The sequence below is a fragment of the Luteimonas terrae genome, from assembly GCF_004358165.1.
Classification (GTDB): domain Bacteria; phylum Pseudomonadota; class Gammaproteobacteria; order Xanthomonadales; family Xanthomonadaceae; genus Luteimonas; species Luteimonas terrae.
Map to the genome: position 1 here is coordinate 61168 of NZ_SMTG01000003.1, position 23108 is coordinate 84275.

The following is a 23108-nucleotide window of genomic DNA, read 5'->3' on the forward strand; positions in this document are numbered from 1 at the left end:
TCATGCGCGCGCGCCCATGGGTGTGATTCAGACGCAAAGCGTCCCGAGCCCGTGCTTGATCGACCCGGCGACGTCGACCGCTGCATGGCGGCTCGCGCCGGGTCGGTTGCCCAGAAGCTTCTGGAAGCAGCGGGATGACGACAGAATCGGCGCGGGTGACCGGACTGGCGGATGTCGTAGCGGGCGCCTCGATGCGGGCAGGACGACGAAGTCCCGACTGCGGCCCAGGCTCAGTCGAGCGCGCGCAGCGCCTGGACGACGGTGGCTGCATCGGATGGACGCACCACGCGCGCAACCTCGCGTCCGTCGCGCAGCAGGATCAGCGTCGGCCACAGCTTCACGCGGAAGCTGCGGCCGAGGGGACGGCCCTTGCCGTCCTCGATCTTCAAGTGGGTGACGTCGTCGCGACCGGCGAGCGCCTGCGCGATGGCCGGTCGTGCGGCCTGGCAGTAGCCGCACCAGTCGGTGCCGAACTCGACGGCCACCGCGCCTGCCATCGCGTCGATGTCTTCGCGGGGCGGTGCATGTTCGCGGTAGCCGTCGGTCGCCATGCTCAGGACAGCGTGCTCTGGATGGTTTCCAGCGGCGCGTTGGTCAGATCCTTGGCCAGATCGCCGATCAGGCGCTGCTGGGTTTCCTTGTGCAGCAGCGGACGCACGCGCCCGAGCGTCTTCGCATCGGCAATCAGCACGAGGTGTTCGTACTTGTTCTTCAGTGCGCCGTCGTTGAGGCCCTTCGCCAGCTGCTTGGCGAACGTGGCCTCGTCGAGCTGGGAGGCGCTCGATTCCGAGGGCATCGAGCCGGACGGACCTTCGTCGTCCAGGTTCATGCCCTCCAGCAGTGCTTCCTGCTTCAGCGCCAGCGAGGCCTGCGTGCCCACGTTGCTGAAAACGCGGGCAGAGCCGCCATCCGCCACCACGATCAGGGCACCCTGGGGAATCTTCATCGTCATCATCGCCTCCGCTGTGTGTAGGACTGCCGTAAGTCGGCCCGAGCCAGCCTAGGCAGGCAAATGTGAGCGGCGCGGCATGGTCGTGTCGGCAAGCTGTCGTGCGGTTCAGCCCCCGTGCGACCGCGGCCGGCATACCATGAGCGTTATGTAATAATCTAACGATTGCAGACCGTGGTTTTGCCGTGCGCCCCAGCTCCGTTCCCGCCGCCACGACGGCACGCCTGTCCTCGATCGACCTGCTGCGCGGCACCGTGATGGTGCTGATGCTGCTCGATCACGTCCGCGAGACCTTCTTCCTGCACGTGCAGATGGGCGATCCGGTCGAGGTCGCCCGTGCGTCGCCCGCCCTGTTCTTCTGCCGCCTGCTCGCGCATCTGTGCGCGCCCGTGTTCGTGTTCCTGACCGGTCTGTCGGCGTGGCTCTACGCCAGCGGCAAGCCCGCCGGCCGCCGGGCCGCTTCGGCGTTCCTGTTCAAGCGCGGCCTGTTCCTCGTCGTGCTGGAGCTGACCCTGGTCAACTTCGCATGGACCTTCGAACTCCCGCCTTCGACGGTGTATCTGCAGGTGATCTGGGCGATCGGCCTGAGCATGCTGGCCCTGTCCGCGCTGCTGTGGCTGCCGCGTGCGGCACTGGTGGCCCTGGCGGTGGCGATCATCGCCGGCCACAACCTTTTCGACGGCGTGCGTCTGACGGCCGAGCACCCGCTGCACACGCTGTGGGCAGTGCTGCACCAGCGCGACTGGCTGCAGTTCGGCGACGGCCTGCGCGCCCGCACCTCGTATCCGGTGCTGCCGTGGATCGGTGTCATCGCACTGGGGTGGGTCGCCGGGTCGTGGTTCGCACGCGACGCGTCGCCGACGCGCCGGCACGCGCTGCTGGTGTGGAGCGGCGTCGGCGCGCTGGCGGGGTTCGCCTTGCTGCGTTGGGCGAACGTCTACGGCGATGCACCGTGGGCGCCGCAGGCCGACGCCCTGCGCACGCTGATGTCGGTGTTCAACGTCACCAAGTACCCGCCCTCGTTGCAGTTCGTGCTGCTGACGCTGGGCGTCGGGCTGCTGCTGTTGCGGCTCTACGAATCACCCGCGCTCGCACGCGCATTGCGGCCGCTGTCGGCACTGGGATCGGCGCCGATGTTCTTCTATCTGCTGCACCTGTTCGTGCTGAAGCTGCTGTATCTCGGCGCGCTCGCCGTCTGGGGCACCAACAAGGGCACGGTGTTCGGCTTCGACAGCGTGGCGACGCTGGTGGCGATCTCGATCGCGCTGGCGATGGTGCTGCAGCCGCCGACCGCGGCATTCGCCCGGTTCAAGGCACGGCGACGCGATCTGGCGTGGCTGCGGTATCTGTAGAAAGAAGAAACAGCTCAAAGCCCGTCGCGAGCGCAGTCAGATGGCGCGTGGCGGAGCGCGGAACATACGAGGGCATTTCGACCAGCTGACAAGCGCAGCAGGAGTTTGACCAGGCGCTCAGCGCCAGGGCTGGCGGCCCTCGATCCACGACTCGTTGCGCACGCGACCCGCGGGGAACGGCCCGTACATGTCGCGATACCCCGGACCGAAGCCGTCGAAATAACCGCCCGCGCCGTATCCGTAGCCGCCATAGGGCCCGAATCCGCCGTAGACGCCCGGGTAGCCCGGACCGTCGTAGCGACCCACGCGCAGGTTGAGCTGCATCGTGTTGAGGTTGCCGGCGTTGCTGACGGTTTCCTTGCAGATGTTGATGTCGGCCTCGTTCCAGTTGGCGTTGCCGCCGCGCGAGGAATAGCCGATGCCGGTGCTCACGCTGCCGGTGACGGTGCGTTCGCTGCCGTCGGGGCCGGTGGGACATCCGCCACGCCGTGCGAGGTCGTCGCCATGCGCGCGGCGGTACTCGGGCGTGTCGGTGCGGGGGCCGGTGTATTCGCCGCCACCGAAGGCGGCCTCGCCGGTGAACATCGGCTGCGACGGCAGGCTCAGATCGACACGGTCGTTCCCGGCCGCATGCGCCAGCAGCGGGCTTGCAAGCAGGCAACTCAACAGCAGTGGCGTGATGCGCATGGCAGGCCCCTGTTCCGATCGGATGGGCGCAGCGGCCCGGACGTCGACCCTATCAGTCACCGCTTGAATCGGCGCTGTCACGCGAGCGCTGCCGCATCGACGACGTGGCAGCCCGGACGTGCGGCCAGCGCGTTGTCGACCAGTGCGGTGGCGATGTGCGGCGCAGGACTGATGCGCCAGCGCCGCGGCAGTACCGGCGCGAGTGCGTCGAGGACGATTTCCGCCGCTCGCTCGCCCGACCGCGACTGCGTGCGCGTCCCGCCGATCAGACCGGGCCGCACGAGGGTGAGCGAGGGCCAGCCCTGCGTCTGCAACGCCGCTTCCAGTTCCCCCTTGACCCGGTTGTAGAAGAAGCGCGACTGCACGTCGGCACCCATCGCCGAGGTGAGGGCGAAGGCGAGCGCGCCATGCCGGCGCGCGTGCGCGGCCACGGCCAGGGGGTAATCGTGGTCGACACGGCGGAAGGCCGCGCGCGAACCCGCCTGGCGCATCGTCGTGCCGAGCGTGCAGATCACCACATCGACCGCCCACAGCGCGGCGTCGTCGGGCAAGGCGTCGAAGTCGACGACCGGGGCATGCAGCCGCGCGTCCACGCGCGCCAGCGCACGGCGCACCGGCGCGACCACCCGCGCGACCCGCACGTCGTCCAGCAGCCGGTCGAGCACATGGCTACCGACGAGTCCGGTCGCGCCGACCAGCAGCACCCTCGCGCCGTCAGCCCGCATAACGCATCCACAGGCAGTCGATCGCATCGAGCGCGATGTGCACCAGCAGCCCAATCCCGAAGAGTCGCGTGCGCCTGGGCAGCGTCAGCCCCGCGTAGACCGCGATCGCCGGCGCGGTATGCAGCGGATGGAAGCCGATGCTGCATCGGCCCGGCGCATAGATCGGGTCGGCGAGCAGATGATCGATGTCGATGATCCAGCCCAGCAGCAACAAGGCCCAGGCGCGGCCGAAGCGCTCGCGCCAGAACAGCCAGGCCAGCAACGCAGGCACGGCGGCGTGCAGGAACAGATGGAAGATGGCGCGTGCGCCCATGGGCGTTGCGGGTGCGGCGGGGTCCACAGCTTAGTCGCTGACGATGGCCGGCACCTGCGCGGGCGCGACGCTCCGCTCATGAAACGCACGCCGCGGCCGTTACACTTCCCGAAGCTCCCATTCCGGGAGACGGGGCGTCAGCGGCGCGGACGATGATGGGAAGGCGTGGTTGGCGGGCGATGGCGATGTCCATCGCAGTGGCGACACTGGTGTGCGCACTGGCGGCCTGCGGGCGCGCCGGCACGCCCGCGCCCGTCGTCACCGGCGCGCCGGCCCTGGTCTCCGACGCCTTGCACGAGTGCCGGCACGTCCATCGCCCGGGCCGACAGGTGTTGCAGCTGCCCGCGCCCGACGGCGGCTGGTCGGGCCATCCGCAGGCGGTCGTCGTGCTCAATGCGCTCTCGGGCGAAGTCGACATCCGCCACGGCCTGCGCGACCGCTGCGGCACGCTCGAAGACGCCCGCACGCTGGACTCGCGCTTCCGCGCCGGCGTCGGCACGGTGCTGGTGCCCGATGCCGGCGACACCGCGCCCATCGAGATCGAATACGACGCCAATCCGCTGCCGCTGTGGCGCCCGATCGTGCAACTGGGCGAACCGGCGCCGGTGCAGCGTGCCGACATCGGCCGCTTCGCGATCCGCATCGCATCGCTGGCGGTGGTGCTGACGCTGGTGATGTCGGCGCTGCTGAGTTTCGTCGCCACGCGCGAGCGCGCGTTCCTGACCTACGCGACCACGGTCGGCGTGTTCGCGATCTGGTTGGCGCTGCTGTCGGGGCTGTGGGCCTGGCCGCGACCGTGGCTGCCGGTCGGCAGCTTCGCCGTGCAGGCGATGGTGGGACTGGCGGTCGCGTTGATCGGAGTGACCACGCTGGCACTGGTGCGGCAGTCGTGGCTGCGCCGACGGGTGCCGCAGATCGAACGCGGCGTGCGCTGGGCCGCCCGACTGCTGGTCATCGCGGGACTCTGCGCACCGCTGCTGCCGCCGATCGTGCTGGCAGCAATGTCGGTGGCCACCGAGGTTGGCTTCTATCTGCTGGCGCTGGCATTTGCCGGCGTCGCCATCGTCGCACTGGTCCGTCGTCGTGGCGGTGGACCGTCGCTGCTCGCCGGATTGCTGCCCTTCCTCGTGGTCGCGGCGATGGAAGCCTTCGCACCGACCGCGCTCGCGTTGTGGAAGGTCGAGGCCTACATGCTGGCCGGCGGTTGGCTGGCACTGACCTGCAGCATGGTGCTGACGCTGCGTCTGGGCGTGCTGCGCCGGCAGCGCGACGAAATGCAGCGACTGGCGCAGACCGACCCGCTGACCGGACTGCCGAACCGGCGTGCTGCGCTCGAACAGCTCGAGCGCAGCATCGGTGCGGCGAAGCTCGCCGACACGCCGCTGACGGTCGCCTTCCTCGATCTCGACCACTTCAAGCGCATCAACGATCGCCACGGCCACGAATGCGGCGATCGCGTGCTGCGCCACGTCGCGCATGCCTTGCGCGGCGCGTTCCGCAGCAACGACCACGTCGCGCGCATGGGCGGCGAGGAGTTCCTGGTGATCCTGCCCGGCGCCGATCCCGGACACGCACGCGCGCGCATCGAAACGCTGCGCACGATGCTGTCGGGCGCGTCGGTCGTGCTCGACGTGCCCGGCCTGCAGGTCACGCTGAGTGCCGGCATCAGTGCGCTGCGCCCGGAAGATGCGGGTGTCGACGCGCTGCTGCAGCGCGCGGACACGGCGATGTACGCCGCCAAACACGCCGGTCGCGACCGCACCGAGCTTGAAGCCGAGCGCCCCGCGGTGGTCGACTGAGCGCAGGTCGTTCGCCGCAGGTCCGAAGCGGATCAGGCGTCGACTGGCCGAATACCATTGATCAGCCAAGCGGTCGTCGTCCGCAATCGGGTCCCGCGCGTCGAGCACGACGCGCGATTGCTGCACCGCAAAGCGCCCATGTCGGCAAAGGCCGCTAACGCGCAGCTAAATACTTTGCATATGTTCGGAATCGCACACGGGTTTTCACCGGCCTTGCACCGGCTTGATGCGAATTTCGCGAACCTAAATCCACGTCTCCGGAGTCGTTTCATGGCGCACCACAGTCCTGGCGGTCTCATCCTGCTCGTCGAGGACAACCGCAATATTTCCGAACCGGTCGGCGAGTTCCTCGAGAGCCGTGGCTTCGAGGTCGACTACGCCGCCGACGGACTGGACGCCGTCAATCTGGCCACCGAAATCGCGTTCGACGTGATCGTGCTCGACCTGATGCTGCCACGCCTGAGCGGCATCGAAGTCTGCCGTCGCCTGCGCACCGAACATCGCAGCACCACGCCGATCCTGATGCTGACCGCGCGTGACTCGCTGGAAGAAAAGATCGAAGGTCTCGAAGCGGGCGCCGACGACTATCTGACCAAGCCGTTCGACATCAAGGAACTCGAGGCGCGCGTGCGGGCGCTGATCCGTCGCGAACGTCGCGAAGTCGGTGCCACGGTCCTGCAGATCGCCGATCTCGTGCTGGACCCGGCGTCGCTGCGCGTTCAGCGCGGCGGACAGGAACTCAATCTGGCACCGATCGCGCTGAAGATCCTGACCATCCTGATGCGCGAAGCGCCGCGCGTGGTCAGTCGTCGTGAGATTGAGCAGGAAATCTGGGGTCTGACCCTTCCGGATTCGGACACGCTGCGCAGTCACCTGTACAACCTGCGCAAGGCCGTCGATCGCGACCAGCCGGTGCAGCTGCTGCATACGATCACCGGTGCGGGCTACCGCATCGCCGATCTGGGAAAGGCCGTCGCCTGATCCCCGCGCGACGCCCCGGCATCGCCGGGGCGTCGCGACCGACGGTCTCGGAACCGTCGACTCATTCTTCCTCTTCGCTGCCTTGGCCGGGTGCCTGGCGCTGCGGTTGCCGTTCGTCACCCTGATGCTGCGGTTCGCGCTGATCGGGCTGCTGCGGCTGCTGGTTCGGGTTGCTCATGATGGGCTCCAACGGCGGGGATCGCCGTGGACGCACCATCGATGCGCGGCCGTGAGTCGGCCGGCAAGGCGAAGCATTCAGCACATCGATGGCCGATGTCGTTGCCTGCGATACAGCGATGACACAGCTGCCGGACGAACCCCGGCGCCGGTCCACTCAGAGCCGTCTGCGGCGCGGACGTGTCCACCACGCGAAGGCGGCGCCCGCGAGCAGACTGCCGGCCGCCATTGCCAGCAGTCCTGCCGTGCCGCGCGTCGCGTCGATCAGCACCGGCATCGGCGCGAACGCATCAATGGTCCGGATCGCGGCGATCACGCCGACCCCTGCGGCGAGCGCGTACAGCGGCACACGGCACTGCGGCCATCTGCGCAGCAGCAGCGCCGCGCCCAGGAACGCCGGCAGCCATGCAGCCAGCACGATGCCGGCGTAGACCGGTCCGAAGCCGGCGAGGTCCTGCAGCGTGGTCGTCGTGCGCACCTGCATCGGCACGTCCACCTCCAGCGCGACCAGCGCCTGCAGATTGAACTGCGTCTGCACCACGCTGCCCCATGCGGCGGCCAGCAGCACTGCGACGCCGAACAGCGCGAGTCGTCGGCCCCAGCCGACGGAACGGGTCATGGATGGCATCGGCATCGTGGACGGGCTTGCAGCATCATGGGGCGATGATGCCGCAGTCGCGGCGCCGATGTGGAGCGTGCATGCCTGCGATGTCCAGGTCTTCGAATCCGGTCCGTGCCTGGCACGCGTGGGCCGTCGCCGCGTGGCTGCTGTGTTGCGCCGGCGTGGCACTGGGCGAAACGCGCGACTACCGCGTCGAAACGGTCGCGGATGGTCTCGACCATCCCTGGTCCCTCGCCTTCCTGCCCGACGGCCGCATGCTCGTGACCGAGCGCCCGGGACGACTGCGCGTGATCGAACGCGACGACGCGAATGCGCTGGTCGTGCGCCCGGCGCCCGTCGACGGCCTGCCGCCCGTGCTGGCGATGGGACAGGCGGGCCTGTTCGACGTCATGGTCGACCCCGGCTTCGCCGACACCGGTCTGCTCTACCTGTCGTTCGCGCACGGCACGCCCGATGCGAACCACCTGCGCGTGGTGCGCGCGCGTTTCGACGGCACGCGTCTGCACGCGGTCACACCCATCTTCACCTCGCAACCGGCCAAGCAGGCCGGCCAGCATTTCGGTGGCCGCCTGGCATTGCTAGGCGATGGCACGCTGGTCACCGCGGTCGGCGACGGCAATCTCGAACGCACCGACGCGCAGCGCCTGCACACGCATCTGGGCAAGACCATCCGCGTGCAGACCGACGGCCGCGTACCGCGCGACAACCCATTCGTGGGCCGCGAGGGTGCACTTCCGGAGATCTACTCGAGCGGCCACCGCAATCCGCAGGCGATGGTGCGCGTGGGCGACGTGCTGTATTCGAACGAGCACGGCGCCAAGGGCGGCGACGAACTCAACGCGATCGTCGCCGGCGCGAACTACGGCTGGCCCATCACCACCGACGGCGTCGACTACACCGGCGCGCGCGTCACGCCCTACCGCAGCTGGCCGGGCATCACCGATCCGCTGACCCACTGGACGCCGTCGATCGCGCCCTCGGGCATGGCCTGGTATGACGCGGCGCTGTTCCCGCAATGGCGCGGCAGCCTGTTCGTCTCCGCCCTCGCCGAACGCAGCGTGCGTCGCGTGCCGATGGCGGGTGGCACGCCCGGCACGCAACAAATCCTGTTCCGCGAACTCGGCGAACGCATCCGCGACGTGCGCACGGGGCCGGATGGCGCGCTGTACCTGCTGACCGACAGCGCGGACGGGCGTGTGCTGCGGGTCGTGCCCGCGCGCTGAGAGGCTTTGATACAGCCCTCCCCCGCCTGCGGGGGAGGGTTGGGTGGGGGCGAACAGCCCGATCGCGAGACCTTGGCCTCGTGCGGCGTCCTGACCTCGTGCAGTCGGTTGTCTGACCGCGCTCGATGCGTCGATCCAGGCGCGCAAGGTTCGCCCCCATCCCGGCCTTCCCCCGCATGCGGGGGAAGGAGCGGTCCGCCGAGTGCGGTGAGATCCGTGGCTTGCGGCATGCGTGGCATGCGCGATACGCCAGATCGCAGCACCGCGTCACGCGACGGCAGTTCCTCAACGCGCCGGCGGTGACCCCACATGGAACGGCAGGTTCGCGTAGGCGGCGTGGCCTTTGCCGTCGCGTACTTCGACGAACAGGCGGTACGCGCCGGGGCGCTGCGGTGCTGAGAAGTGCAGCGTGCCGCCATCGGCATTCGCCACGCGCAACGTGATTTCGGGCGGCAGGGTTTCCGGATCGCCGCCGATCGAGGTCGCCCGGCTTTCCTCGCGCACGGTCCAGCGGTACTCGAGCGGATCACCGTCCGGATCGGACGCTTCCACGCGTGCGGACTGTTCCGCATCGGGCGCCAGCACGATGCTGTCGGTCGCAACGCGGCCGTCCACCTGCAGCGGCCCGATCGTCGGCGCGCGGTTCGCAGGCCATGCGCCGGTCCAGGCCTTCTGCATTGCATCGACACCCGGCGTGGACTCGCCGCTGGACAGGAACAGCCCGTACCAGGTCGGCGTGCGCTCCTGCTTCTGGCCCCACAGGAAGACGTACGACCCCAAGGCCTGGCGGGTGTCGGCCTCGATGCCGGCGAAGCGCGCGGCCAGCAGCTCCGCCTTGCGCGAGGCGTGATCCTCGACCGGCGCTTTCCAGCGGGTTTCCGGACTTTCCCAGTGGCCCGTCGGGCCCCATTCGGTCACGACGTAGGGCCCGCTCCAGCGCGCGGCCGCGAGCTTCGCCGGCAGCGTGCCGATGTCGCCGTACATCTGGATGCCGATCAGATCCAGCGACGGCGCGCGTGCGCGCAGTTGCGCGGCGAGTGTCGTGTCGAAACCGGCCAGGGGTGTCATCACCGGGCGGTTCGGGTCCTCGACGTGGATCGCACGCGTGATCGACTCGACCACGTCCCAGATGCGCGGATCGGTGGCCGACAGATTCAGTTCGTTGCCGACCACCCACATCAGCACCGCGGGATGGTCCTTGTGGGCGCGCACCTGGTCGAGGACGCGCGCCTGCTGCGTGGCGATCGCGTCCGCGTCGCCGAGATCGAAGCCGTGGCGTTCCTTGCCGACGGCCAGGCCCATCGCCACACGCAGGCCGTGGCCGTGGGCCTCGTCGAGCATCGCGCGCACCTTCGCGGGATCGGGATCGGTGCTCCAGGTCCGGAACGAGTTCGCGCCACGCGCGGCGAGCGCCGCCTGGTCCCCGCCGCTCAGGCCGGCGCCGCGGATCCGGAACGGCGTGCCGTCGACCTGCAAGGTGTAACCCGACGCGCCTTCGACGATGCGCACGACTGCAGGACCGTCCTGCGCGCAGACCGTGGTCGACGCCACGCACAGCAGCAGGGCGGCGGCAGCGCGGCGCAACGCGCGGGCATGCGCATCGAACCGCACGGCTGGCGCCTTCCCGGCGCGTATGGATGCGGCAGCCGTGGGCGTCGTCATGCGGGTGTCCTGCGCTCGGTGCGGACGGACACTCTAGCCGCGACGCCGGGCCGGGCCGTCCTGCGCTGCAGCGAACCGGCTTCAGCGATATCCGCGTGCGCACAGCCAGGTCAGGGCGCCGGGCGCCATGCCCTTGCACTTGGGCGCCTCGCGCAGCGGTGCCACCAGCAACCGGGTCGGCACATGGCGCCGCTTCCACGCGTGGTAGAGCCGCGAGCGCGACAGTCCGCTTTCCACCAGATACAGGCCCGGCGCGAGCATGCAGACCGCGCCGTCGTCACCCGCTTCCGGCAGCGCCGCGCATTCGATGTCCACCAGATAGAGCGTCGGCACGTCCACGCGGCCAACCTTGCCCGGCCTCGCGCACGGCGTTCGTGAATCCCGGAATCAGACGCCGGGCAGATGCACCGAGATGCGCGCACCTTCGCCGAGTGCGGACTGCACCTCGACCCGGGCGCCGAGGGCGTCGGCAGCCTGCTGCACGATCCACAGACCGATGCCCAGACCTTCGGAGGATGCGTCGGCCTGGCGGAACGCGTCGAAATACTCGCCGACACGCGACGCGTCCATGCCGATGCCCGTGTCGGTGACGACCACCGCGATGCCGCCGTCCGCATCCGGACCGCAGCCGATGGTCACGCGGCCGCCCGCCGGCGTGTACTTGATCGCGTTCGAGGCGAGATTGCCGAGCAGCGTTTCCAGCAACGAGGCGTTGGTCTTCGCCACGCAGGGTGTCGCGTCGACGACCAGTTCGATGCCCTTGCGCTGCGCCGCCCGTGCCCAGGCGCGTTGCACGTCTTCGAGCACCGGGCCCAGATCGGTCTCGCGCAGTTCCGGCGGCGCGGCGCCGCGCTTGCCGGTCGCCGCGGCGATCAGTTCGCCGAATTTCTGGTTGATGTAGGACAGGTCCTGTTCGGCGTTCTGCAGACGCTCGGCCTGCGCCTCGCCGCTCAGGCCACGCGCCTTCTGCAGGGCGTACAGGGCCGCGCGCAATGGGCCCTTGAGATCGTGACCAGCCGTGGCGAGCACGCGCGCGCGCTGCTGGTTGAGTGCGTGCGCCTCGATCACCATGCGCCGCAGCTCGAACTGCGCCATGACCTGACGCGCCAGCGCGTGCAGCGTTTCGACCTGTGCCGGCGTGAGGGTGCGCGGCACGGTATCGAGCACGCAGACCGTGCCCAGCGGCAGGCCATCGGGCGTCTTCAGCAATGCGCCGGCGTAGAAGCGCAGGCCCGGCGCGCCGGTAACCAAAGGATTGCCGGCGAAGCGCGGATCGACGGTGGTGTCGGGCACTTCGAGAAAGTCGTGCTCCAGGATCGCGTGCGCGCAGATGGACGCATCCATCGGCGTTTCGCGCATGCCCAGCCCGAGCTCGGACTTGAACCACTGCCGGTCCGCGTCGACCAGGCTGATGATCGACATTGGCGTGGCACAGATCGCGGACGCCAGACGCGTGATGTCGTCGAACACCGCTTCCACCGGCGTGTCGAGAATGTCGTAGGCATGCAATGCGGACAGACGCCGCGCTTCGGCGTGGGCGGGCAATCTGGTCGCGGCCTGGTGCATGGCGGGCTCCTCGAGGGGAGCGGAGTCTGCCACGAGCGGCCTGCACGACGTGTGCGCGCCGGCGCGACCCGCTGCTGCAGCCACAACTGGCAGGATCGACGCGTCCCACTTCCGGAGCTCCGCCATGCGCCCAAACCGATCCGCGCCGCCGCAGCCGCCCCGTGACCCGCGTCCGGCCACCGGCCCATGACTGTCCACGCGACCTGCCACTGCGGCGCGATCGACATCGCGATCCAGACCGCGCCGACCGAAGTCACCGAGTGCAACTGCTCGCTGTGCCGGCGCTACGGCGTGCTGTGGGCCTATTACGATGCCGACCAGCTGGGCCTGCCGGACGCGGCCAGCACCGCCACCTACGCCTGGAACGGCCGCCACGTCGACTTCCACCGGTGCCGCACCTGCGGCTGCGTGACCCACTGGCAGCCCCGCGCCGGAGGCCGGACCGGCCGCGCGATCAACGCGCGCCTGTTGCCGCCGGAAATGCTGGCCGCCGCGCGCCTGCGGCACAAGGACGGCGCCGGCAGCGGCGAGTATCTCGACTGAGTCAGTCCGCGGCGCGCGCGTCGAAGGCGGCGCGCGCCTGTTCGATGGCCTCGAGGTGCTGCTCGGCCCAGATCCACACGCCGCAGAACGCGGCGCCCAGGCCGAGCCCGAGGTCGGTCAGCCGGTACTCGACCTTCGGCGGCACCACCGGGTGCACGGTGCGCTGCACCAGCCCTTCGCGCTCCATCTCGCGCAAGGTCTGCGTCAGCATCTTCTGGCTGATGCCCGGCACGCGCCTGCCCAGCGCGCCGAAGCGCAGTTCGCCGTGTTCGGCCAGCACGTCGAGCACGATCATCGTCCACTTGTCGGCGACGCGCGCGATCACGCCGTTGACCAGCGCCTCGACGCGCGGGTCGAGCGGCGCTTCGGCCTCGAGCTTTCGACGGGTTTCGAGGTGCTTGACGAAATCGAACGACATGCGGAGCTCCGGATCGACCGGTAACCGGCCGGTCAGCAGCTTACTTTCCGGTGCCTGCTTACCGGGCGAATGCGTCGGGAATATGCTGGTTCCCGGCCGTGCACGGAAGTGCACGGCGCAGCCTTCGCAGGTCGGCGCGTCGCCATGCGCACCCGTCGACGGCCGATTTTCAACACGTGGAGAAAGACGCATGCGATCCACCGGCAACACGATTCTGATCACCGGCGCGGGCTCGGGCATCGGCCGCGCACTGGCCCGACGTTTCCACGCACGCGGCGATACGGTCCTCGTCGCCGGACGCCGCCTCGATGCGCTGCACGAGACCATCGGCGACCGCGACCGCATGCATGCCTTCGAACTCGACATCGCCGACCCGGCCGATGTCGCCGCGTTCGCGCAGCGTGTTCTGACTGCGCATCCCGCGCTCGACGTGCTGGTCAACAACGCCGGCATCATGCGCAACGAGGACATGGGCCATGCGCGCGATCTCGGTGATGCCGAAGCGACGATCACCACCAATCTGCTCGGGCCGATCCGCCTGACCGACGCGCTGGTCGAGCACCTCGCCACGCGGCCGCACGCCGCGATCGTCAACGTGTCTTCGGGCCTGGCGTTCGTGCCGCTGACGGTCGCACCGACCTACAGCGCCACCAAGTCGGCGATCCACGCCTACACCGTCTCGCTGCGCCACGTGCTGGCCGGCCGCGTGCAGGTCATCGAACTGGTCCCGCCCGCGGTGCAGACCGGACTGACGCCCGGCCAGGAAACCCGTGAAGGCTACATGCCGCTGTCGGACTTCATCGACGAGGTCATGGCCCAGTTCGCCCGGCAGCCGGTGCCCGACGAGATCCTCGTCGAGCGGGTGAAGGTGCTGCGCATGGCCGAGCGCGAAGGCCGCTTCGACGCCACGCTGGGGCAGCTCAACCCGCGCTGAGTCCTGAGCGTGCCGCTGCGGCGTCGGCCATGAACGCCGCCGGCGCCGTGTCAACGGCGTGTGTCCGCACCGCGGGGCGCTCGCGCTAGGCTATGCCGCATGAAGCAGACCACCCTCCACCAGCTCACCGCCCTCGTCGAGGCTGGGCGCCTGCCCGGCGCGCTGGAGACGCTCAATCTGCTGTCGGGCTGCCGGTTCACGGCGTTCTTCCGGTTCGACGCGGCCGAGCTGCGCAACCTGGTGATCGTCGACCGGCTCGATCCCTACGCCGCGACGATGGAGGCGGTCCCGGTCGACCAGACCTATTGCGTGTTCGTGCAGCAGTCGCGCGATGCGTTTCTCGTCGACGACGCGCGCGCCGACCTGCGTCTGGAGGGCCACCCCAAGCGTCCCGTCGTGCAGACCTACGTCGGCTTTCCGGTCTCCTCGCGCGACGCGCTGTTCGGCACGATCTGTCACTTCGACTACGACGTCGTCGAGGTGCCGCAGGACGTGGTGGAGCTGACCCGCGCGTTCGCGTCCACGTTCGAGCCGCTCGGCGCGGTCACGGCGTTGCGGCAGGCGCTCGATCGGCGTCTGGAATCCTTGCGCCTGATGAGCGGCGAAATCCTGCTCGCATCGACGACCCGCGCCGAGGCGCGCGAGGCGTTCGAGGAGTACGCCGAACCGTTGCGGCGCGAAGCAGGCCGCATGCTCGACGACGTGACGGCCCGCGCGTTCCACAACAGCATCGATGCGCTGGCGTCCACGTTCGAGACGCTCGCGGCCGACCCGCCCCGCGCCGCATCCGGCATCGGCCTCGGCTGAGCGTCGGCGCTCGCCCGCCTCACCGCAGGTGCGGCGTCACCCGGGTCTGCAGCAGGCGCACCAGCGCCGGGTCCATGAAGTCGTAGTCGTCGGGAATGTCGAGACACACCACGCGCGCGTGCCGCAGATGCGTGCCGAATCGTGCGGCCAGTCGCGCGCGATGCGCCCGTTCCATGATGAAGACCGTGTCCGCCCACGCCAGCAGCTCGGGCGTCACCGGCGCGTCCGCATCGGGGCTCAGGCCCGCCGATGCGGTCTCCACGCCCGGCCACTCGGCGAAGACCTGCTCGGCGGTGGGACTGCGCAGCCGGTTGCGGCTGCAGACGAACAGCACATGACGGGTCAAGGCGTGTTTCCGGTGGCGGGCTGCGTATCGCGCACCCAGGTCATGATGTCGCGGAACGTCGCCGTCCAGTAGCGCCCGGGATGCGCGGCCAGATGCGCCAGCAGCTGCGCGTGTGCTTCGGCGGTGATCGACAGATGCTCGGCGCCGATGCCGTGGAAGGTGAGGTTGACCATCGTGCCGCGGCGCGCGGCCTCCTCGACCAGCGCGATCAGGGCCTCGCCGTCGAGGCCTTCCGGCGCCATCACCGGCACCGCATGCGGGTCGAGTGCGCGCATGTCCGGCACCACCGCCTCGCCCATGACCTTGATCGCGACGAAGTCGCCGGACAGCCCGTCGACGTAATCGCCGTCCTGCGCGTCCCGATCGCCGCAGGGCACGGTGTAGGTCCGAGTCTTCGCGCCATCGATGGCCTGCAGCATCGTCGAGGCCAGACGCACCTGCTCGCGCATGCGCGCCGCAGTGGTCGTGTCGAGATCGTGCGCCGGCGTGACCCAGCCGCGGTCGGGTTTCGAGCCCGCGCACTGGTGGAACAGGCTGTGGTTGCCGAGTTCGTGACCGCGACGGGCCGCGGCGCGCCAGTCGTCAAGTCGCGCGCGCACCGTGTCGCCGGACAGGGTCAGATAGAAGCTGCCCTTGAGCCCATGGCGGTCGAGCGCGGGCATCGCGACGTCGAGCTGCGACGCGAGCGCATCGTCGTAGGCCAGACTCACCGCGGCGCGCTGGCCTGCGGGCCATGCGAACGCGGCCGGCGGCGCCGCAGCGGCCGGCACTGCGGAGAGCAGCCAAAGCGCGGCGATCGCCATGACGACAGGCCGTGTGTGCATCGCGACGCTCCGCAGCCGTCCTTGCCGGACATGGCGCAGCGTAGCGTCGGGCCGCCTGCGCCGCATCCTGCGGTGCGATCGGCCGGGCATCACAAGGGCTGCGAGTGGCGCCTCAGGCCCGTGACAGCGTACGCACGCTGCCGATGCTAGGGTCGGCCACCGTTCTGCGAGTCCGCTTCGTGCAGCCAGCTTCCGCCCAAGACCCGGCGACCTTCCGTGCCTTCGAGGCCATGGTCCAGGCCACGCCGGACCTGCTCTACGTCTTCGATCTGCAGCACCGCTTCGTCTACGCCAACGATGCGCTGCTGACGATGTGGGGCATGACCTGGGAAGAAGCCCGGCTGAAGACCTGCCTGGAAATCGGCTACGAGCCCTGGCACGCGGCGATGCACGACGAGGAAATCGAACGGGTCATCGCCACCCGGGCGCCGATCCGCGGCGACGTGCCGTTTCCGCACAGCGAGAAGGGCGTCCGCATCTACGACTACATCTTCACCCCGGTGTTCGGCGAAGACGGCGAGGTGGAAGCGATCGCCGGCAGCACGCGTGACGTCACCGACCGGCGGCAGCACGAGGAACACCTGCAGCTGCTGATTCACGAGCTCAACCACCGGGTCAAGAACACGCTGTCCACCGTGCAGTCGCTGGTGCGGCAGACCCTGGGCACCGCCGAGGGGCTGGACGAGGGCGGGCACAAGATCGAATCGCGCCTGCTGGCGCTGTCGCGCGCACACGACGTGCTGACGCGCGAGAACTGGCACAGCGCCGACATCCGCGACATCGTCGCCGGCGCCATCGCGCCCTACGAAGACGTGCCGGGCAGCCGTTTCGACGTTGCCGGCCCGCCCTGCCGCGTGACGCCCAAGCGCGCGCTCGCGCTGGCGATGGCGATGCACGAACTGGGCACCAACGCGGTGAAGTACGGCGCCCTGTCGAACGAGGCCGGCCGCATTCGCATCCAGTGGGACTGCACCGACATCGACGGCCGGCAATCGGTCTCCTTCCAGTGGCGCGAGACCGGTGGGCCGGACGTCGTGCCACCCCGGCGTCGCGGCTTCGGCTCGCGGCTGCTTGAGCGCGGGCTGCGCAACGATCTGGGCGGCGACGTCGGCTTGCGCTACGCCCCGACCGGCGTAGAGTTCAACGCCACGGCCCCACTGGACGCCCACGCTCGATGATCGGCACGGATGCGTCCATCCTCGTCGTCGAAGACGAATCGATACTGGCAATGCTGCTCGAGGATTTTCTCGGCGACCTGGGTTACGCCCAGCCCTTCGTGGCCTCGACGGTCGGCCAGGCGCTGAAAATTCTCGAGACCCGGCCGATCACCTTCGCCATCCTCGACATCAACCTCGGGGGCGAGAAGAGTTTCCCGATCGCCGACGATCTCGACGCGCGCGGCATCCCGTACATCTTCATGTCCGGCTATGGCGCGGCCGGCGTGCCCGAGCGCCTGCAGAACCGCTACGTGCTGCAGAAGCCCTATGGCGCGGAAGACCTGAAAAAGGCGCTGGCCCAGCACGTGATTGCCTGAGCGCAGCAGAGCAGCATCGGAAAGCTGGAACCTGGACGCCGCTCACGGCGTGATCGCCTCACCGGACCGGCACGCACGATGCACGCGCTGCCAGCGGGCAACGCATGCGTCCGCCTGCTGCTAGGGGACACTCAGTCCGGATAGTCGGCCGCCTGCGCGCCGTCGATCGAGACGATGCGGTCGAGCCTGATTTCCTCGCCGCGGTCGAGCAGCACGTATTCGCCATCGGCATGCGTCTCGATGTCGGTGATGCGGGCGGAGAGTTCGCGCAGGCCGCCATCGGCATCGCGCACTTCGAGCTTGGAGGTCTTGCGCTGCGTGGCGGAGGCTTCCAGTAGATCGTGGAAGTCGCAGCTGATCGGGCGATAGGTGTCGTCGGTCATCGGTAGGTCCGGTGTCTCGGGTTGGGAAGAGGGCGTCAGTGGCCGCCCTGGCGTTCTTCGGCGCGGTCGCCCGAATCGTCGGACAGCTTGCCGGGCGCGTCGCCTTGCGGCCGCTCGGGCGGGGCCTTGTCGCGCTGCGACTTCTGCTGGCTGTCCGGTGTCTGCGGCGTGCTCATGCTGCGCTCCATCGACGGGTCTGGATGACCAGCCTGCGCCGCCGCACATCAAACCGCCGTGCAGCCGGCCTGAACGGCGCGGCGCGCCGTCGCCATGACCCCGTGGCCCCGATCTGCCAGACTGCGCTCCCCCGCGATGCCCGTCCTGCCCGCCCCATGCGACTCAACAAGCACATCAGCGACACCGGCGCTTGTTCGCGGCGCGAAGCCGACCGCCTGATCGGCGAAGGCCGGGTCACGGTCAACGGCATCCGCGCGCGCGTCGGCGCGGAAGTGGGCGAAGGCGATGTGGTGCAGGTCGACGGCCAGGCGCTGCTGCAGCGCGCCGCCGCGCCCGGCAAGCGCCGCCACGTCTACATCGCGCTGCACAAGCCGGTCGGCATCACCTGCACCACCGAGTCCTCGGTGAAGGGCAACATCGTCGACTTCGTCGACCATCGCGAACGCATCTTTCCGATCGGCCGTCTCGACAAGGATTCCGAGGGCCTGATCCTGCTGACCAGCAACGGCGACATCGTCAACGCGATCCTGCGCGCCGAGAACAAGCTGGAAAAGGAGTATCTGGTCGCGGTGAACCACGCCGTCACCCAGGACATCCTCCGCGGCATGGCCCGCGGCGTGCCGGTGCATGGTCAGATCACCCTGCCCTGCCGCACCGCTCCGCTGGGCAAGTTCGGGTTCCGCATCACCCTGGTGCAGGGCCTCAATCGGCAGATCCGCCTGATGGCCGCGCACTTCAACCTGCGCGTCAAACAGCTGGTGCGCGTGCGCATCGGCCCGGTCAAGCTGGCGCACCTCAAGCCGGGCCAGTGGCGCAACCTCACCGACGCCGAACTGCGCGGACTGCTGCCCGGCCAGGCCGAATTCTGATGCGCGACGCGTCCACCATCGCCCTCGGCGAACTGCATCGCGCGATCGGCGCCGAGCATTGGCAGGGCAAGACCTATCGCCAGTTCTGGACCTGGTTCAACGCCCGCTGCATCGAGATCGTCGGCGCGGCGGACGCGGACGATCTCGACGCGCTCGGCAGCGCGCTGCTCGAGGTGCGCGACACCGTCGAAGCCAACGGTTTCATGGTGGCGTCGGACCGGCTGGACGAGACGATCGAGGCGGACGCCTGAGGCCGGAGCGACCCTGTCGTCGAACCTCGGGTTGTCCCCAGATGATCCGCCGCGTCATCCGTCTAGAGTGGCGTGTCACCGTCGGCATGCGCATCGAAGCAGGATGCAGCGCAGATCGCGCGTGCAGGCCGAATACCGAACGGAATCAGGAGCACACGATGCACACACACCGGACCGCCGCCATCCTGCTCGCTTTGGCGATGAGCGCATTTTCCTTGCAGGCGCGTGAAGCGATCCGACTGGACGCGACTTCCGAGGCGACGGCGCAAGCCTCGTTCAAGCAGATGATGGACAACACCGATCGCAACGGACAACAGGCGCTCGCGATGGCCATGGCGAAGATCAATCTCGCGGGTGTGCAGAGCGCCTACGAGGTCGTGCAACGTCCCGAACTTCAGACGATGTCGATTGGACGCATCAAGGACCAGGTCGCCGGCATGACCGCCGAGGAAATCGTCGCCTACGCCGAGACGCTGGACGCTCCACAGATCCAACCCGCTGCGGGTCGCTGACAGAACACCGGGCACGCCTCGAGCCGCGCGCACACGCGGCTGCCACAGGCTGCGGTATGCGTCGCGGTGCAGCCACAGCAACAGCAGCAGGCACGCCAGATGCGCGGCGCCCCAGATGCGGTAATACGGCAGCGTGTTGAGTTGCAGGTGGAACAGACAGATGCCGACCACCAGTGGCGTGAGCAGCAACAGGCCGATCGGCGCCGTGCGACGGACCAGCAGCAGGCCGCCGCCCAGCAGGCAGACCGCGGCGATCAGCGGGTCGCCGAAGCCGGTGGCCGACACCGCCGCCGAGAACGCCTTGGCCGCAGCGGACTCGTCCGCACCCGGGCCGACGGTGGGCGCGCCGCGCAGTGTGTCGACGAACCACATCAATCCGGTCAGACCGTAGAACAGCCCGTAGAGCCAGCGCAGCCCGGCTTCGACGATCCTCATGGCATCCCCTCACCGACGCGGTGTCGTGTTCGCCCTGTAGAACGCGAATGCGCGGCGAAAGCTGCCATGCCGGTCGGCGTCGCCGCATGTCATTCGTATCGACACGCACGATTCGGGCACGGCTCGCACATCACGCCCGGGCCGTCCGGCGAAGCCGCGCTAGTCCGCGACTGCAGGCGCGTAGCCGCTGTTTTGCAGCACCGCGTCCGGATCGTCCAGGGTCAGCAGCCGCCGCAACGCCTGCGTGCGGTCCGGGGCGCGCGTGACATAGCCGTGCCAGATGCGCTGACCGATCCAGTAGCCGAGGTCCTGCGGGCGCTCCGGGCTTTCCGCATTCCAGAACCAGCGCGTGCCGGATTCGATGGCGACGGCGTCGGGCGCTGCGCCCTGCCAGTGCGCGCGCATGGTCGCGCGGTCGCGGTGGAATTCCGCGAACAACGCGGCCTCGCGCGCCATCGCCCAGGCGTTGCCGGCCCCGGACGGATCGTCGCCGCGGACCAGCGCACCCAGGTAATCGGCCGCACCCTCGCGCAGAGCCCATGCGAGCAGGTCGCGACGCTGCGGGGCGTCGTCGGGCCACTCGGGCTGCGGTGCGTGCGCGAATTCGTGGGCCAGCAGCGTGCGGAACCCCGGGCGCCAGTCAGGGGTCGCGCACACGCGCTCCAGCGCGATCGCGACACGCGGGCCGGGCAGGCGCATGCCTGACGAATGATCTGCGCCCAGCAGCAGGTGGATCGGCGGAGCACTGAAGTCTGCGAACACGCGTCGGTAGGCCTGCAGCACGTCCTGCGCATCGGCCTGGGCGGCAGCGCGCGCGGTGTCGGTGCCGCAGCGCTCGAGCGCATCGCGCCAGCGCGTCGGCTGCCCGGCGATCGCGTCCGACAGGCGCGCTGCGCCGCCGATCGTTTCGCGATCGAAGGCCTGCAGCGCGGCGCTGCCCGGCGCCAGGTAGTCGCGCTGCAAGGTCGCGGCATCGGGCGTCGGGCCGGCACGCGCCATCAGCGCGTCGAAGCGGTCGACGTCGCCGGTGATGAGCACGGCAGGCGCGCGCGGTGACGTCGACACGCAACTGCACAGCGCCAGCACGCACATCGCCCCGCCCATGGTCCGTCCGATGCGCATCCGGAACTCCGCCTGCAGGTCATCCACCGCGACCTTATGCCATGCCGAACACATGCCGGTCGCGTGGCCTGCCTCAGGACGGCTGCACTGTCCAATTCTCCGGACGCGGGGCCCAGTCGCCCTCGCCCAGCACCGCTTCGACCAGATGGGTCAGCGGATACCCCAGCGTGTGTTCAGCGGCGTTCGCGCCCGCGTCTTGGCGGGTGGCGACGGCGGCGAACGCGCGGAACGCGGCACCGTCTTCGCGCGCGGCCAGCGCGGTGATCGTGCGCGCGAGGTCGTAGGCGAGATCCACGCCGTCGTTCGCGGTGTGGAAGGCCGCGCCGGACCAGAACGTCTGGATCGTCGTGGCATCCCACCACGCGGCGTGACGTGCGGCCATCTCGTCGGGCCGGTACAGCGCCAGGCGAGGATCGGCCAGTCGCGGCAGCAGGGTCTGCTCCACGTTCACCGCGAAACCTTCGTGCAGCCATTCGGGCATCGGAAGATGGGCCAGCAGCGCGTGCGTGAGTTCATGGACCACGACGGCCTCCAGTTCGTCCAGACCGTCATGCCAGCTGGCGAAATGTCCGTAGCCGGCGTTGATGAAGACGCCGCTGGACATCGGCGCCTCGTCGCCGTCGTGCCGGTACTGCGACAGGTAGGCGTAATAATCGTCCTGGCTGGCGAACACCAGCACCACGTGGCGACCGAAGCCGACGTCGTCGGCCAGCGCGCCGAGGCTCTCGCGGATCGCACGCAGGGCCTGCGTGCAACTGCGCAGCACCAGGGCCGCCTCGCGCGGCGGCTGCGCCGACAGCAGCAGGAAGTCCTGCGTGCCGGATTGCCGGTAGTCGGCGGGCAGTGCCTGCGCCAACGCGTTGAGCCAGTGCATGGCCGCGGCGTCGTAGTAGTCGTGCAGGTACGCGTCGTCCGCGGCGGGGGACAGCCCGGCGCCCATCGACGGCCAGTCCGGCACCGGCAGCGTCATGTCCTCGCGCCAGATCATGTGCACCGGCAGACGCGTGTCCGCCTCGCGCGTTTCCGGCGCCGCCTTCGCGGCGTCCCGCTTCCCGAACAGCCAACCGAGCATCCCTGCACTCCCCCTGTTTTCCCTTGGGCATCCTCGCATGCAGGACGCAATCCGAAGCGGACATGCGCATGCCGCGGTGACGGACAACGCGGTCGCCGGCAGCAGCGCTAGAGTGGCGCCTCGTCCGCAGGATTCCGCTCGATGGCCGTGTCCACCGTCGCCCCACCAGACCGCCGTGTGTTCAAGGCCAGGCGCCTGCTGCGGCCGGCCGCCTGGCTGTGTGCGCTCGCCATCACCGCGTATTTCCTGCGCGGCGTCTGGCACGACTATGCCGTGCCCGATTCGGCCGCCTACGGCATGTACGCGACGCGACGCGCGTGGTTGTGGCTGCATCTGGGTGCGGGCGCGGCGATGTTGCTGCTCGGCCCTTGGCAATTCATCGCGCGCCTGCGCACTGCCATGCCGCGTCTGCATCGCTGGACGGGCCGTCTCTATCTGGCGGCCGGTCTGTTCGTGAGCCTGGCCGCGGCCGGCCTCGTCGCCACTTCGCCCGCACCGGCAGGCATCCGTATCGCATTTGCTGCCACCGGTCTGGCGTGGCTGGTCACTGCGGCCTTCGGCTACATCGCCATCCGCCGCGGACAGGTGCAAATGCATCGGCGTTGGATGCTGCGCAACTACCTTGTCACGCTGTCGCCGATCGCGTTCCGGCTTGCGCTGCATGCACCTGGCATGGCGGCACTGGCGCCGCCCACGTTGCTGATTCCGGTGCTGCTGTGGAGCAGCTGGGCGTTGCCGCTACTGCTCTACGAGATCGGCCGGCTTGTGCGCGGTTTTCGCGATACGCGCGCGATGCCCGCCGCCGTCTGAGTACGCGGCCCGTGC

At 69.4% G+C, this 23108-nt stretch carries 29 protein-coding genes; 12 read left to right on the plus strand and 17 right to left on the minus strand.

What is annotated here, in order from left to right; translation table 11 throughout:
* Positions 1–230: 230 nt before the first annotated feature.
* A complete protein-coding gene (locus tag E2F49_RS08765) occupies positions 231–551 on the minus strand; it encodes a thioredoxin family protein (protein ID WP_133393559.1) in 321 nt (106 codons plus the stop codon).
* A 2-nt stretch (positions 552–553) separates the two neighbouring features.
* Positions 554–952, minus strand: coding sequence for a host attachment family protein (locus E2F49_RS08770; protein WP_055252126.1), 399 nt, complete (start codon positions 950–952; stop codon positions 554–556).
* A 182-nt stretch (positions 953–1134) separates the two neighbouring features.
* Between E2F49_RS08770 and E2F49_RS08775 the strand changes: the two genes are divergently transcribed.
* Positions 1135–2301 (plus strand): acetyltransferase domain-containing protein, encoded by a 1167-nt coding sequence (locus E2F49_RS08775; RefSeq protein WP_279487340.1) that lies wholly within the window; start codon positions 1135–1137, stop codon positions 2299–2301.
* A gap of 117 nt (positions 2302–2418) precedes the next feature.
* On the opposite strand, the gene E2F49_RS08780 is transcribed toward E2F49_RS08775, so the two are convergent.
* The 3 genes from E2F49_RS08780 to E2F49_RS08790 all read right to left on the minus strand — a co-directional run bounded on the left by E2F49_RS08780 (position 2419) and on the right by E2F49_RS08790 (position 4026).
* A complete protein-coding gene (locus tag E2F49_RS08780) occupies positions 2419–2988 on the minus strand; it encodes a hypothetical protein (protein ID WP_133393560.1) in 570 nt (189 codons plus the stop codon).
* Between the two features lie 77 nt (positions 2989–3065).
* Entirely contained in the window at positions 3066–3713 is a 648-nt protein-coding gene (locus E2F49_RS08785; protein ID WP_133393561.1) for an NAD(P)H-binding protein, read from the minus strand.
* Entirely contained in the window at positions 3703–4026 is a 324-nt protein-coding gene (locus E2F49_RS08790; protein WP_133393562.1) for a DUF6122 family protein, read from the minus strand. The genes E2F49_RS08785 and E2F49_RS08790 overlap by 11 nt, the downstream gene beginning before the upstream one ends.
* Before the next feature lie 185 nt (positions 4027–4211).
* On the opposite strand from E2F49_RS08790, the gene E2F49_RS08795 reads away from it, so the two are divergent.
* Positions 4212–5825, plus strand: a complete 1614-nt coding sequence (locus E2F49_RS08795) for a sensor domain-containing diguanylate cyclase (protein ID WP_165971170.1) — start codon at positions 4212–4214, stop codon at positions 5823–5825.
* Positions 5826–6095: 270 nt separating this feature from the next.
* The gene (locus E2F49_RS08800; protein ID WP_055251769.1) at positions 6096–6806 is read left to right on the plus strand and encodes a response regulator transcription factor; all 711 of its coding nucleotides are present in this window, start codon (positions 6096–6098) and stop codon (positions 6804–6806) included.
* Between the two features lie 334 nt (positions 6807–7140).
* On the opposite strand, the gene E2F49_RS08805 is transcribed toward E2F49_RS08800, so the two are convergent.
* Positions 7141–7602 (minus strand): hypothetical protein, encoded by a 462-nt coding sequence (locus E2F49_RS08805; protein WP_133393564.1) that lies wholly within the window; start codon positions 7600–7602, stop codon positions 7141–7143.
* Between the two features lie 89 nt (positions 7603–7691).
* On the opposite strand from E2F49_RS08805, the gene E2F49_RS08810 reads away from it, so the two are divergent.
* Positions 7692–8828, plus strand: a complete 1137-nt coding sequence (locus E2F49_RS08810; protein ID WP_133393565.1) for a PQQ-dependent sugar dehydrogenase — start codon at positions 7692–7694, stop codon at positions 8826–8828.
* A 285-nt stretch (positions 8829–9113) separates the two neighbouring features.
* On the opposite strand, the gene E2F49_RS08815 is transcribed toward E2F49_RS08810, so the two are convergent.
* From E2F49_RS08815 to E2F49_RS08825, 3 genes are all read right to left on the minus strand, one after another.
* Complete coding sequence (locus tag E2F49_RS08815; RefSeq protein ID WP_133393566.1) at positions 9114–10490, minus strand: glycoside hydrolase family 2 TIM barrel-domain containing protein; 1377 nt, start codon at positions 10488–10490, stop codon at positions 9114–9116.
* An 81-nt stretch (positions 10491–10571) separates the two neighbouring features.
* On the minus strand, positions 10572–10829 hold the full coding sequence (locus E2F49_RS08820) for a hypothetical protein (RefSeq protein WP_133393567.1): 258 nt from the start codon (positions 10827–10829) through the stop codon (positions 10572–10574).
* A 48-nt stretch (positions 10830–10877) separates the two neighbouring features.
* Positions 10878–12056 carry a GAF domain-containing sensor histidine kinase gene (locus E2F49_RS08825; protein ID WP_133393568.1) on the minus strand — a complete coding sequence of 393 codons (1179 nt, stop codon included), beginning with the start codon at positions 12054–12056 and terminating at the stop codon, positions 10878–10880.
* Positions 12057–12242: 186 nt separating this feature from the next.
* Between E2F49_RS08825 and E2F49_RS08830 the strand changes: the two genes are divergently transcribed.
* Complete coding sequence (locus E2F49_RS08830; protein ID WP_133393569.1) at positions 12243–12599, plus strand: GFA family protein; 357 nt, start codon at positions 12243–12245, stop codon at positions 12597–12599.
* Position 12600: 1 nt separating this feature from the next.
* On the opposite strand, the gene E2F49_RS08835 is transcribed toward E2F49_RS08830, so the two are convergent.
* Positions 12601–13017, minus strand: a complete 417-nt coding sequence (locus E2F49_RS08835) for a winged helix-turn-helix transcriptional regulator (RefSeq protein WP_055251758.1) — start codon at positions 13015–13017, stop codon at positions 12601–12603.
* A gap of 190 nt (positions 13018–13207) precedes the next feature.
* On the opposite strand from E2F49_RS08835, the gene E2F49_RS08840 reads away from it, so the two are divergent.
* Both E2F49_RS08840 and E2F49_RS08845 read left to right on the plus strand, forming a co-directional pair.
* A complete protein-coding gene (locus tag E2F49_RS08840) occupies positions 13208–13951 on the plus strand; it encodes an SDR family oxidoreductase (protein ID WP_133393570.1) in 744 nt (247 codons plus the stop codon).
* A 99-nt stretch (positions 13952–14050) separates the two neighbouring features.
* Entirely contained in the window at positions 14051–14758 is a 708-nt protein-coding gene (locus E2F49_RS08845; RefSeq protein ID WP_133393571.1) for a GAF domain-containing protein, read from the plus strand.
* Between the two features lie 19 nt (positions 14759–14777).
* Here E2F49_RS08845 and E2F49_RS08850 read toward each other — a convergent pair whose 3' ends face one another.
* Positions 14778–15104, minus strand: coding sequence for a low molecular weight protein tyrosine phosphatase family protein (locus tag E2F49_RS08850; RefSeq protein ID WP_133393572.1), 327 nt, complete (start codon positions 15102–15104; stop codon positions 14778–14780).
* The gene (locus tag E2F49_RS08855; RefSeq protein WP_133393573.1) at positions 15101–15928 is read right to left on the minus strand and encodes a polysaccharide deacetylase family protein; all 828 of its coding nucleotides are present in this window, start codon (positions 15926–15928) and stop codon (positions 15101–15103) included. Before E2F49_RS08855 ends, E2F49_RS08850 begins: the two co-directional genes overlap by 4 nt.
* 230 nt (positions 15929–16158) lie before the next feature.
* Between E2F49_RS08855 and E2F49_RS08860 the strand changes: the two genes are divergently transcribed.
* Positions 16159–17106: a sensor histidine kinase gene (locus E2F49_RS08860; RefSeq protein ID WP_243713550.1), complete on the plus strand. Its 948-nt coding sequence runs from the start codon at positions 16159–16161 to the stop codon at positions 17104–17106.
* The gene (locus E2F49_RS08865) at positions 17103–17462 is read left to right on the plus strand and encodes a response regulator (protein ID WP_055251746.1); all 360 of its coding nucleotides are present in this window, start codon (positions 17103–17105) and stop codon (positions 17460–17462) included. The genes E2F49_RS08860 and E2F49_RS08865 overlap by 4 nt, the downstream gene beginning before the upstream one ends.
* Before the next feature lie 131 nt (positions 17463–17593).
* Here the strand turns inward: E2F49_RS08865 and E2F49_RS16340 are convergent, their stop codons facing one another.
* Together E2F49_RS16340 and E2F49_RS16345 are read right to left on the minus strand one after the other, a co-directional pair.
* Positions 17594–17845 (minus strand): Rho-binding antiterminator, encoded by a 252-nt coding sequence (locus E2F49_RS16340; protein ID WP_165971171.1) that lies wholly within the window; start codon positions 17843–17845, stop codon positions 17594–17596.
* A gap of 35 nt (positions 17846–17880) precedes the next feature.
* Positions 17881–18021, minus strand: coding sequence for a hypothetical protein (locus E2F49_RS16345; protein WP_165971172.1), 141 nt, complete (start codon positions 18019–18021; stop codon positions 17881–17883).
* A 156-nt stretch (positions 18022–18177) separates the two neighbouring features.
* Between E2F49_RS16345 and E2F49_RS08875 the strand changes: the two genes are divergently transcribed.
* Both E2F49_RS08875 and E2F49_RS08880 read left to right on the plus strand, forming a co-directional pair.
* A complete protein-coding gene (locus E2F49_RS08875; protein ID WP_055251743.1) occupies positions 18178–18891 on the plus strand; it encodes a pseudouridine synthase in 714 nt (237 codons plus the stop codon).
* A complete protein-coding gene (locus E2F49_RS08880; protein ID WP_133393575.1) occupies positions 18891–19142 on the plus strand; it encodes a hypothetical protein in 252 nt (83 codons plus the stop codon). The genes E2F49_RS08875 and E2F49_RS08880 overlap by 1 nt, the downstream gene beginning before the upstream one ends.
* Before the next feature lie 62 nt (positions 19143–19204).
* On the opposite strand, the gene E2F49_RS08885 is transcribed toward E2F49_RS08880, so the two are convergent.
* The 3 genes from E2F49_RS08885 to E2F49_RS08895 all read right to left on the minus strand — a co-directional run bounded on the left by E2F49_RS08885 (position 19205) and on the right by E2F49_RS08895 (position 22283).
* Positions 19205–20026 carry a hypothetical protein gene (locus E2F49_RS08885; protein ID WP_133393576.1) on the minus strand — a complete coding sequence of 274 codons (822 nt, stop codon included), beginning with the start codon at positions 20024–20026 and terminating at the stop codon, positions 19205–19207.
* A 222-nt stretch (positions 20027–20248) separates the two neighbouring features.
* Positions 20249–21211 carry a DUF2268 domain-containing putative Zn-dependent protease gene (locus E2F49_RS08890; protein WP_133393577.1) on the minus strand — a complete coding sequence of 321 codons (963 nt, stop codon included), beginning with the start codon at positions 21209–21211 and terminating at the stop codon, positions 20249–20251.
* A gap of 73 nt (positions 21212–21284) precedes the next feature.
* Positions 21285–22283: a hypothetical protein gene (locus tag E2F49_RS08895; RefSeq protein ID WP_133393578.1), complete on the minus strand. Its 999-nt coding sequence runs from the start codon at positions 22281–22283 to the stop codon at positions 21285–21287.
* Positions 22284–22424: 141 nt separating this feature from the next.
* Here E2F49_RS08895 and E2F49_RS08900 point away from each other — a divergent pair, with 141 nt between their 5' ends.
* Positions 22425–23093, plus strand: a complete 669-nt coding sequence (locus E2F49_RS08900; protein ID WP_133393579.1) for a DUF2306 domain-containing protein — start codon at positions 22425–22427, stop codon at positions 23091–23093.
* Positions 23094–23108: the final 15 nt, after the last annotated feature.

What these genes read in the sequence shown, in the direction of transcription:
- E2F49_RS08765 (WP_133393559.1), bottom strand. Translation starts at nt 551, where the DNA reads ATGGCGACCGACGGCTACCGCGAACATGCACCGCCCCGCGAAGACATC.
- E2F49_RS08770 (WP_055252126.1), bottom strand. Translation starts at nt 952, where the DNA reads ATGACGATGAAGATTCCCCAGGGTGCCCTGATCGTGGTGGCGGATGGC.
- E2F49_RS08780 (WP_133393560.1), bottom strand. Translation starts at nt 2,988, where the DNA reads ATGCGCATCACGCCACTGCTGTTGAGTTGCCTGCTTGCAAGCCCGCTG.
- E2F49_RS08785 (WP_133393561.1), bottom strand. Translation starts at nt 3,713, where the DNA reads ATGCGGGCTGACGGCGCGAGGGTGCTGCTGGTCGGCGCGACCGGACTC.
- E2F49_RS08790 (WP_133393562.1), bottom strand. Translation starts at nt 4,026, where the DNA reads ATGGGCGCACGCGCCATCTTCCATCTGTTCCTGCACGCCGCCGTGCCT.
- E2F49_RS08795 (WP_165971170.1), top strand. Translation starts at nt 4,212, where the DNA reads ATGTCCATCGCAGTGGCGACACTGGTGTGCGCACTGGCGGCCTGCGGG.
- E2F49_RS08800 (WP_055251769.1), top strand. Translation starts at nt 6,096, where the DNA reads ATGGCGCACCACAGTCCTGGCGGTCTCATCCTGCTCGTCGAGGACAAC.
- E2F49_RS08805 (WP_133393564.1), bottom strand. Translation starts at nt 7,602, where the DNA reads ATGACCCGTTCCGTCGGCTGGGGCCGACGACTCGCGCTGTTCGGCGTC.
- E2F49_RS08810 (WP_133393565.1), top strand. Translation starts at nt 7,692, where the DNA reads ATGTCCAGGTCTTCGAATCCGGTCCGTGCCTGGCACGCGTGGGCCGTC.
- E2F49_RS08815 (WP_133393566.1), bottom strand. Translation starts at nt 10,490, where the DNA reads ATGACGACGCCCACGGCTGCCGCATCCATACGCGCCGGGAAGGCGCCA.
- E2F49_RS08825 (WP_133393568.1), bottom strand. Translation starts at nt 12,056, where the DNA reads ATGCACCAGGCCGCGACCAGATTGCCCGCCCACGCCGAAGCGCGGCGT.
- E2F49_RS08830 (WP_133393569.1), top strand. Translation starts at nt 12,243, where the DNA reads ATGACTGTCCACGCGACCTGCCACTGCGGCGCGATCGACATCGCGATC.
- E2F49_RS08835 (WP_055251758.1), bottom strand. Translation starts at nt 13,017, where the DNA reads ATGTCGTTCGATTTCGTCAAGCACCTCGAAACCCGTCGAAAGCTCGAG.
- E2F49_RS08840 (WP_133393570.1), top strand. Translation starts at nt 13,208, where the DNA reads ATGCGATCCACCGGCAACACGATTCTGATCACCGGCGCGGGCTCGGGC.
- E2F49_RS08845 (WP_133393571.1), top strand. Translation starts at nt 14,051, where the DNA reads ATGAAGCAGACCACCCTCCACCAGCTCACCGCCCTCGTCGAGGCTGGG.
- E2F49_RS08855 (WP_133393573.1), bottom strand. Translation starts at nt 15,928, where the DNA reads ATGCACACACGGCCTGTCGTCATGGCGATCGCCGCGCTTTGGCTGCTC.
- E2F49_RS08860 (WP_243713550.1), top strand. Translation starts at nt 16,159, where the DNA reads ATGGTCCAGGCCACGCCGGACCTGCTCTACGTCTTCGATCTGCAGCAC.
- E2F49_RS08865 (WP_055251746.1), top strand. Translation starts at nt 17,103, where the DNA reads ATGATCGGCACGGATGCGTCCATCCTCGTCGTCGAAGACGAATCGATA.
- E2F49_RS16340 (WP_165971171.1), bottom strand. Translation starts at nt 17,845, where the DNA reads ATGACCGACGACACCTATCGCCCGATCAGCTGCGACTTCCACGATCTA.
- E2F49_RS16345 (WP_165971172.1), bottom strand. Translation starts at nt 18,021, where the DNA reads ATGAGCACGCCGCAGACACCGGACAGCCAGCAGAAGTCGCAGCGCGAC.
- E2F49_RS08875 (WP_055251743.1), top strand. Translation starts at nt 18,178, where the DNA reads ATGCGACTCAACAAGCACATCAGCGACACCGGCGCTTGTTCGCGGCGC.
- E2F49_RS08880 (WP_133393575.1), top strand. Translation starts at nt 18,891, where the DNA reads ATGCGCGACGCGTCCACCATCGCCCTCGGCGAACTGCATCGCGCGATC.
- E2F49_RS08885 (WP_133393576.1), bottom strand. Translation starts at nt 20,026, where the DNA reads ATGTGGTTCGTCGACACACTGCGCGGCGCGCCCACCGTCGGCCCGGGT.
- E2F49_RS08890 (WP_133393577.1), bottom strand. Translation starts at nt 21,211, where the DNA reads ATGCGCATCGGACGGACCATGGGCGGGGCGATGTGCGTGCTGGCGCTG.
- E2F49_RS08895 (WP_133393578.1), bottom strand. Translation starts at nt 22,283, where the DNA reads ATGCTCGGTTGGCTGTTCGGGAAGCGGGACGCCGCGAAGGCGGCGCCG.
- E2F49_RS08900 (WP_133393579.1), top strand. Translation starts at nt 22,425, where the DNA reads ATGGCCGTGTCCACCGTCGCCCCACCAGACCGCCGTGTGTTCAAGGCC.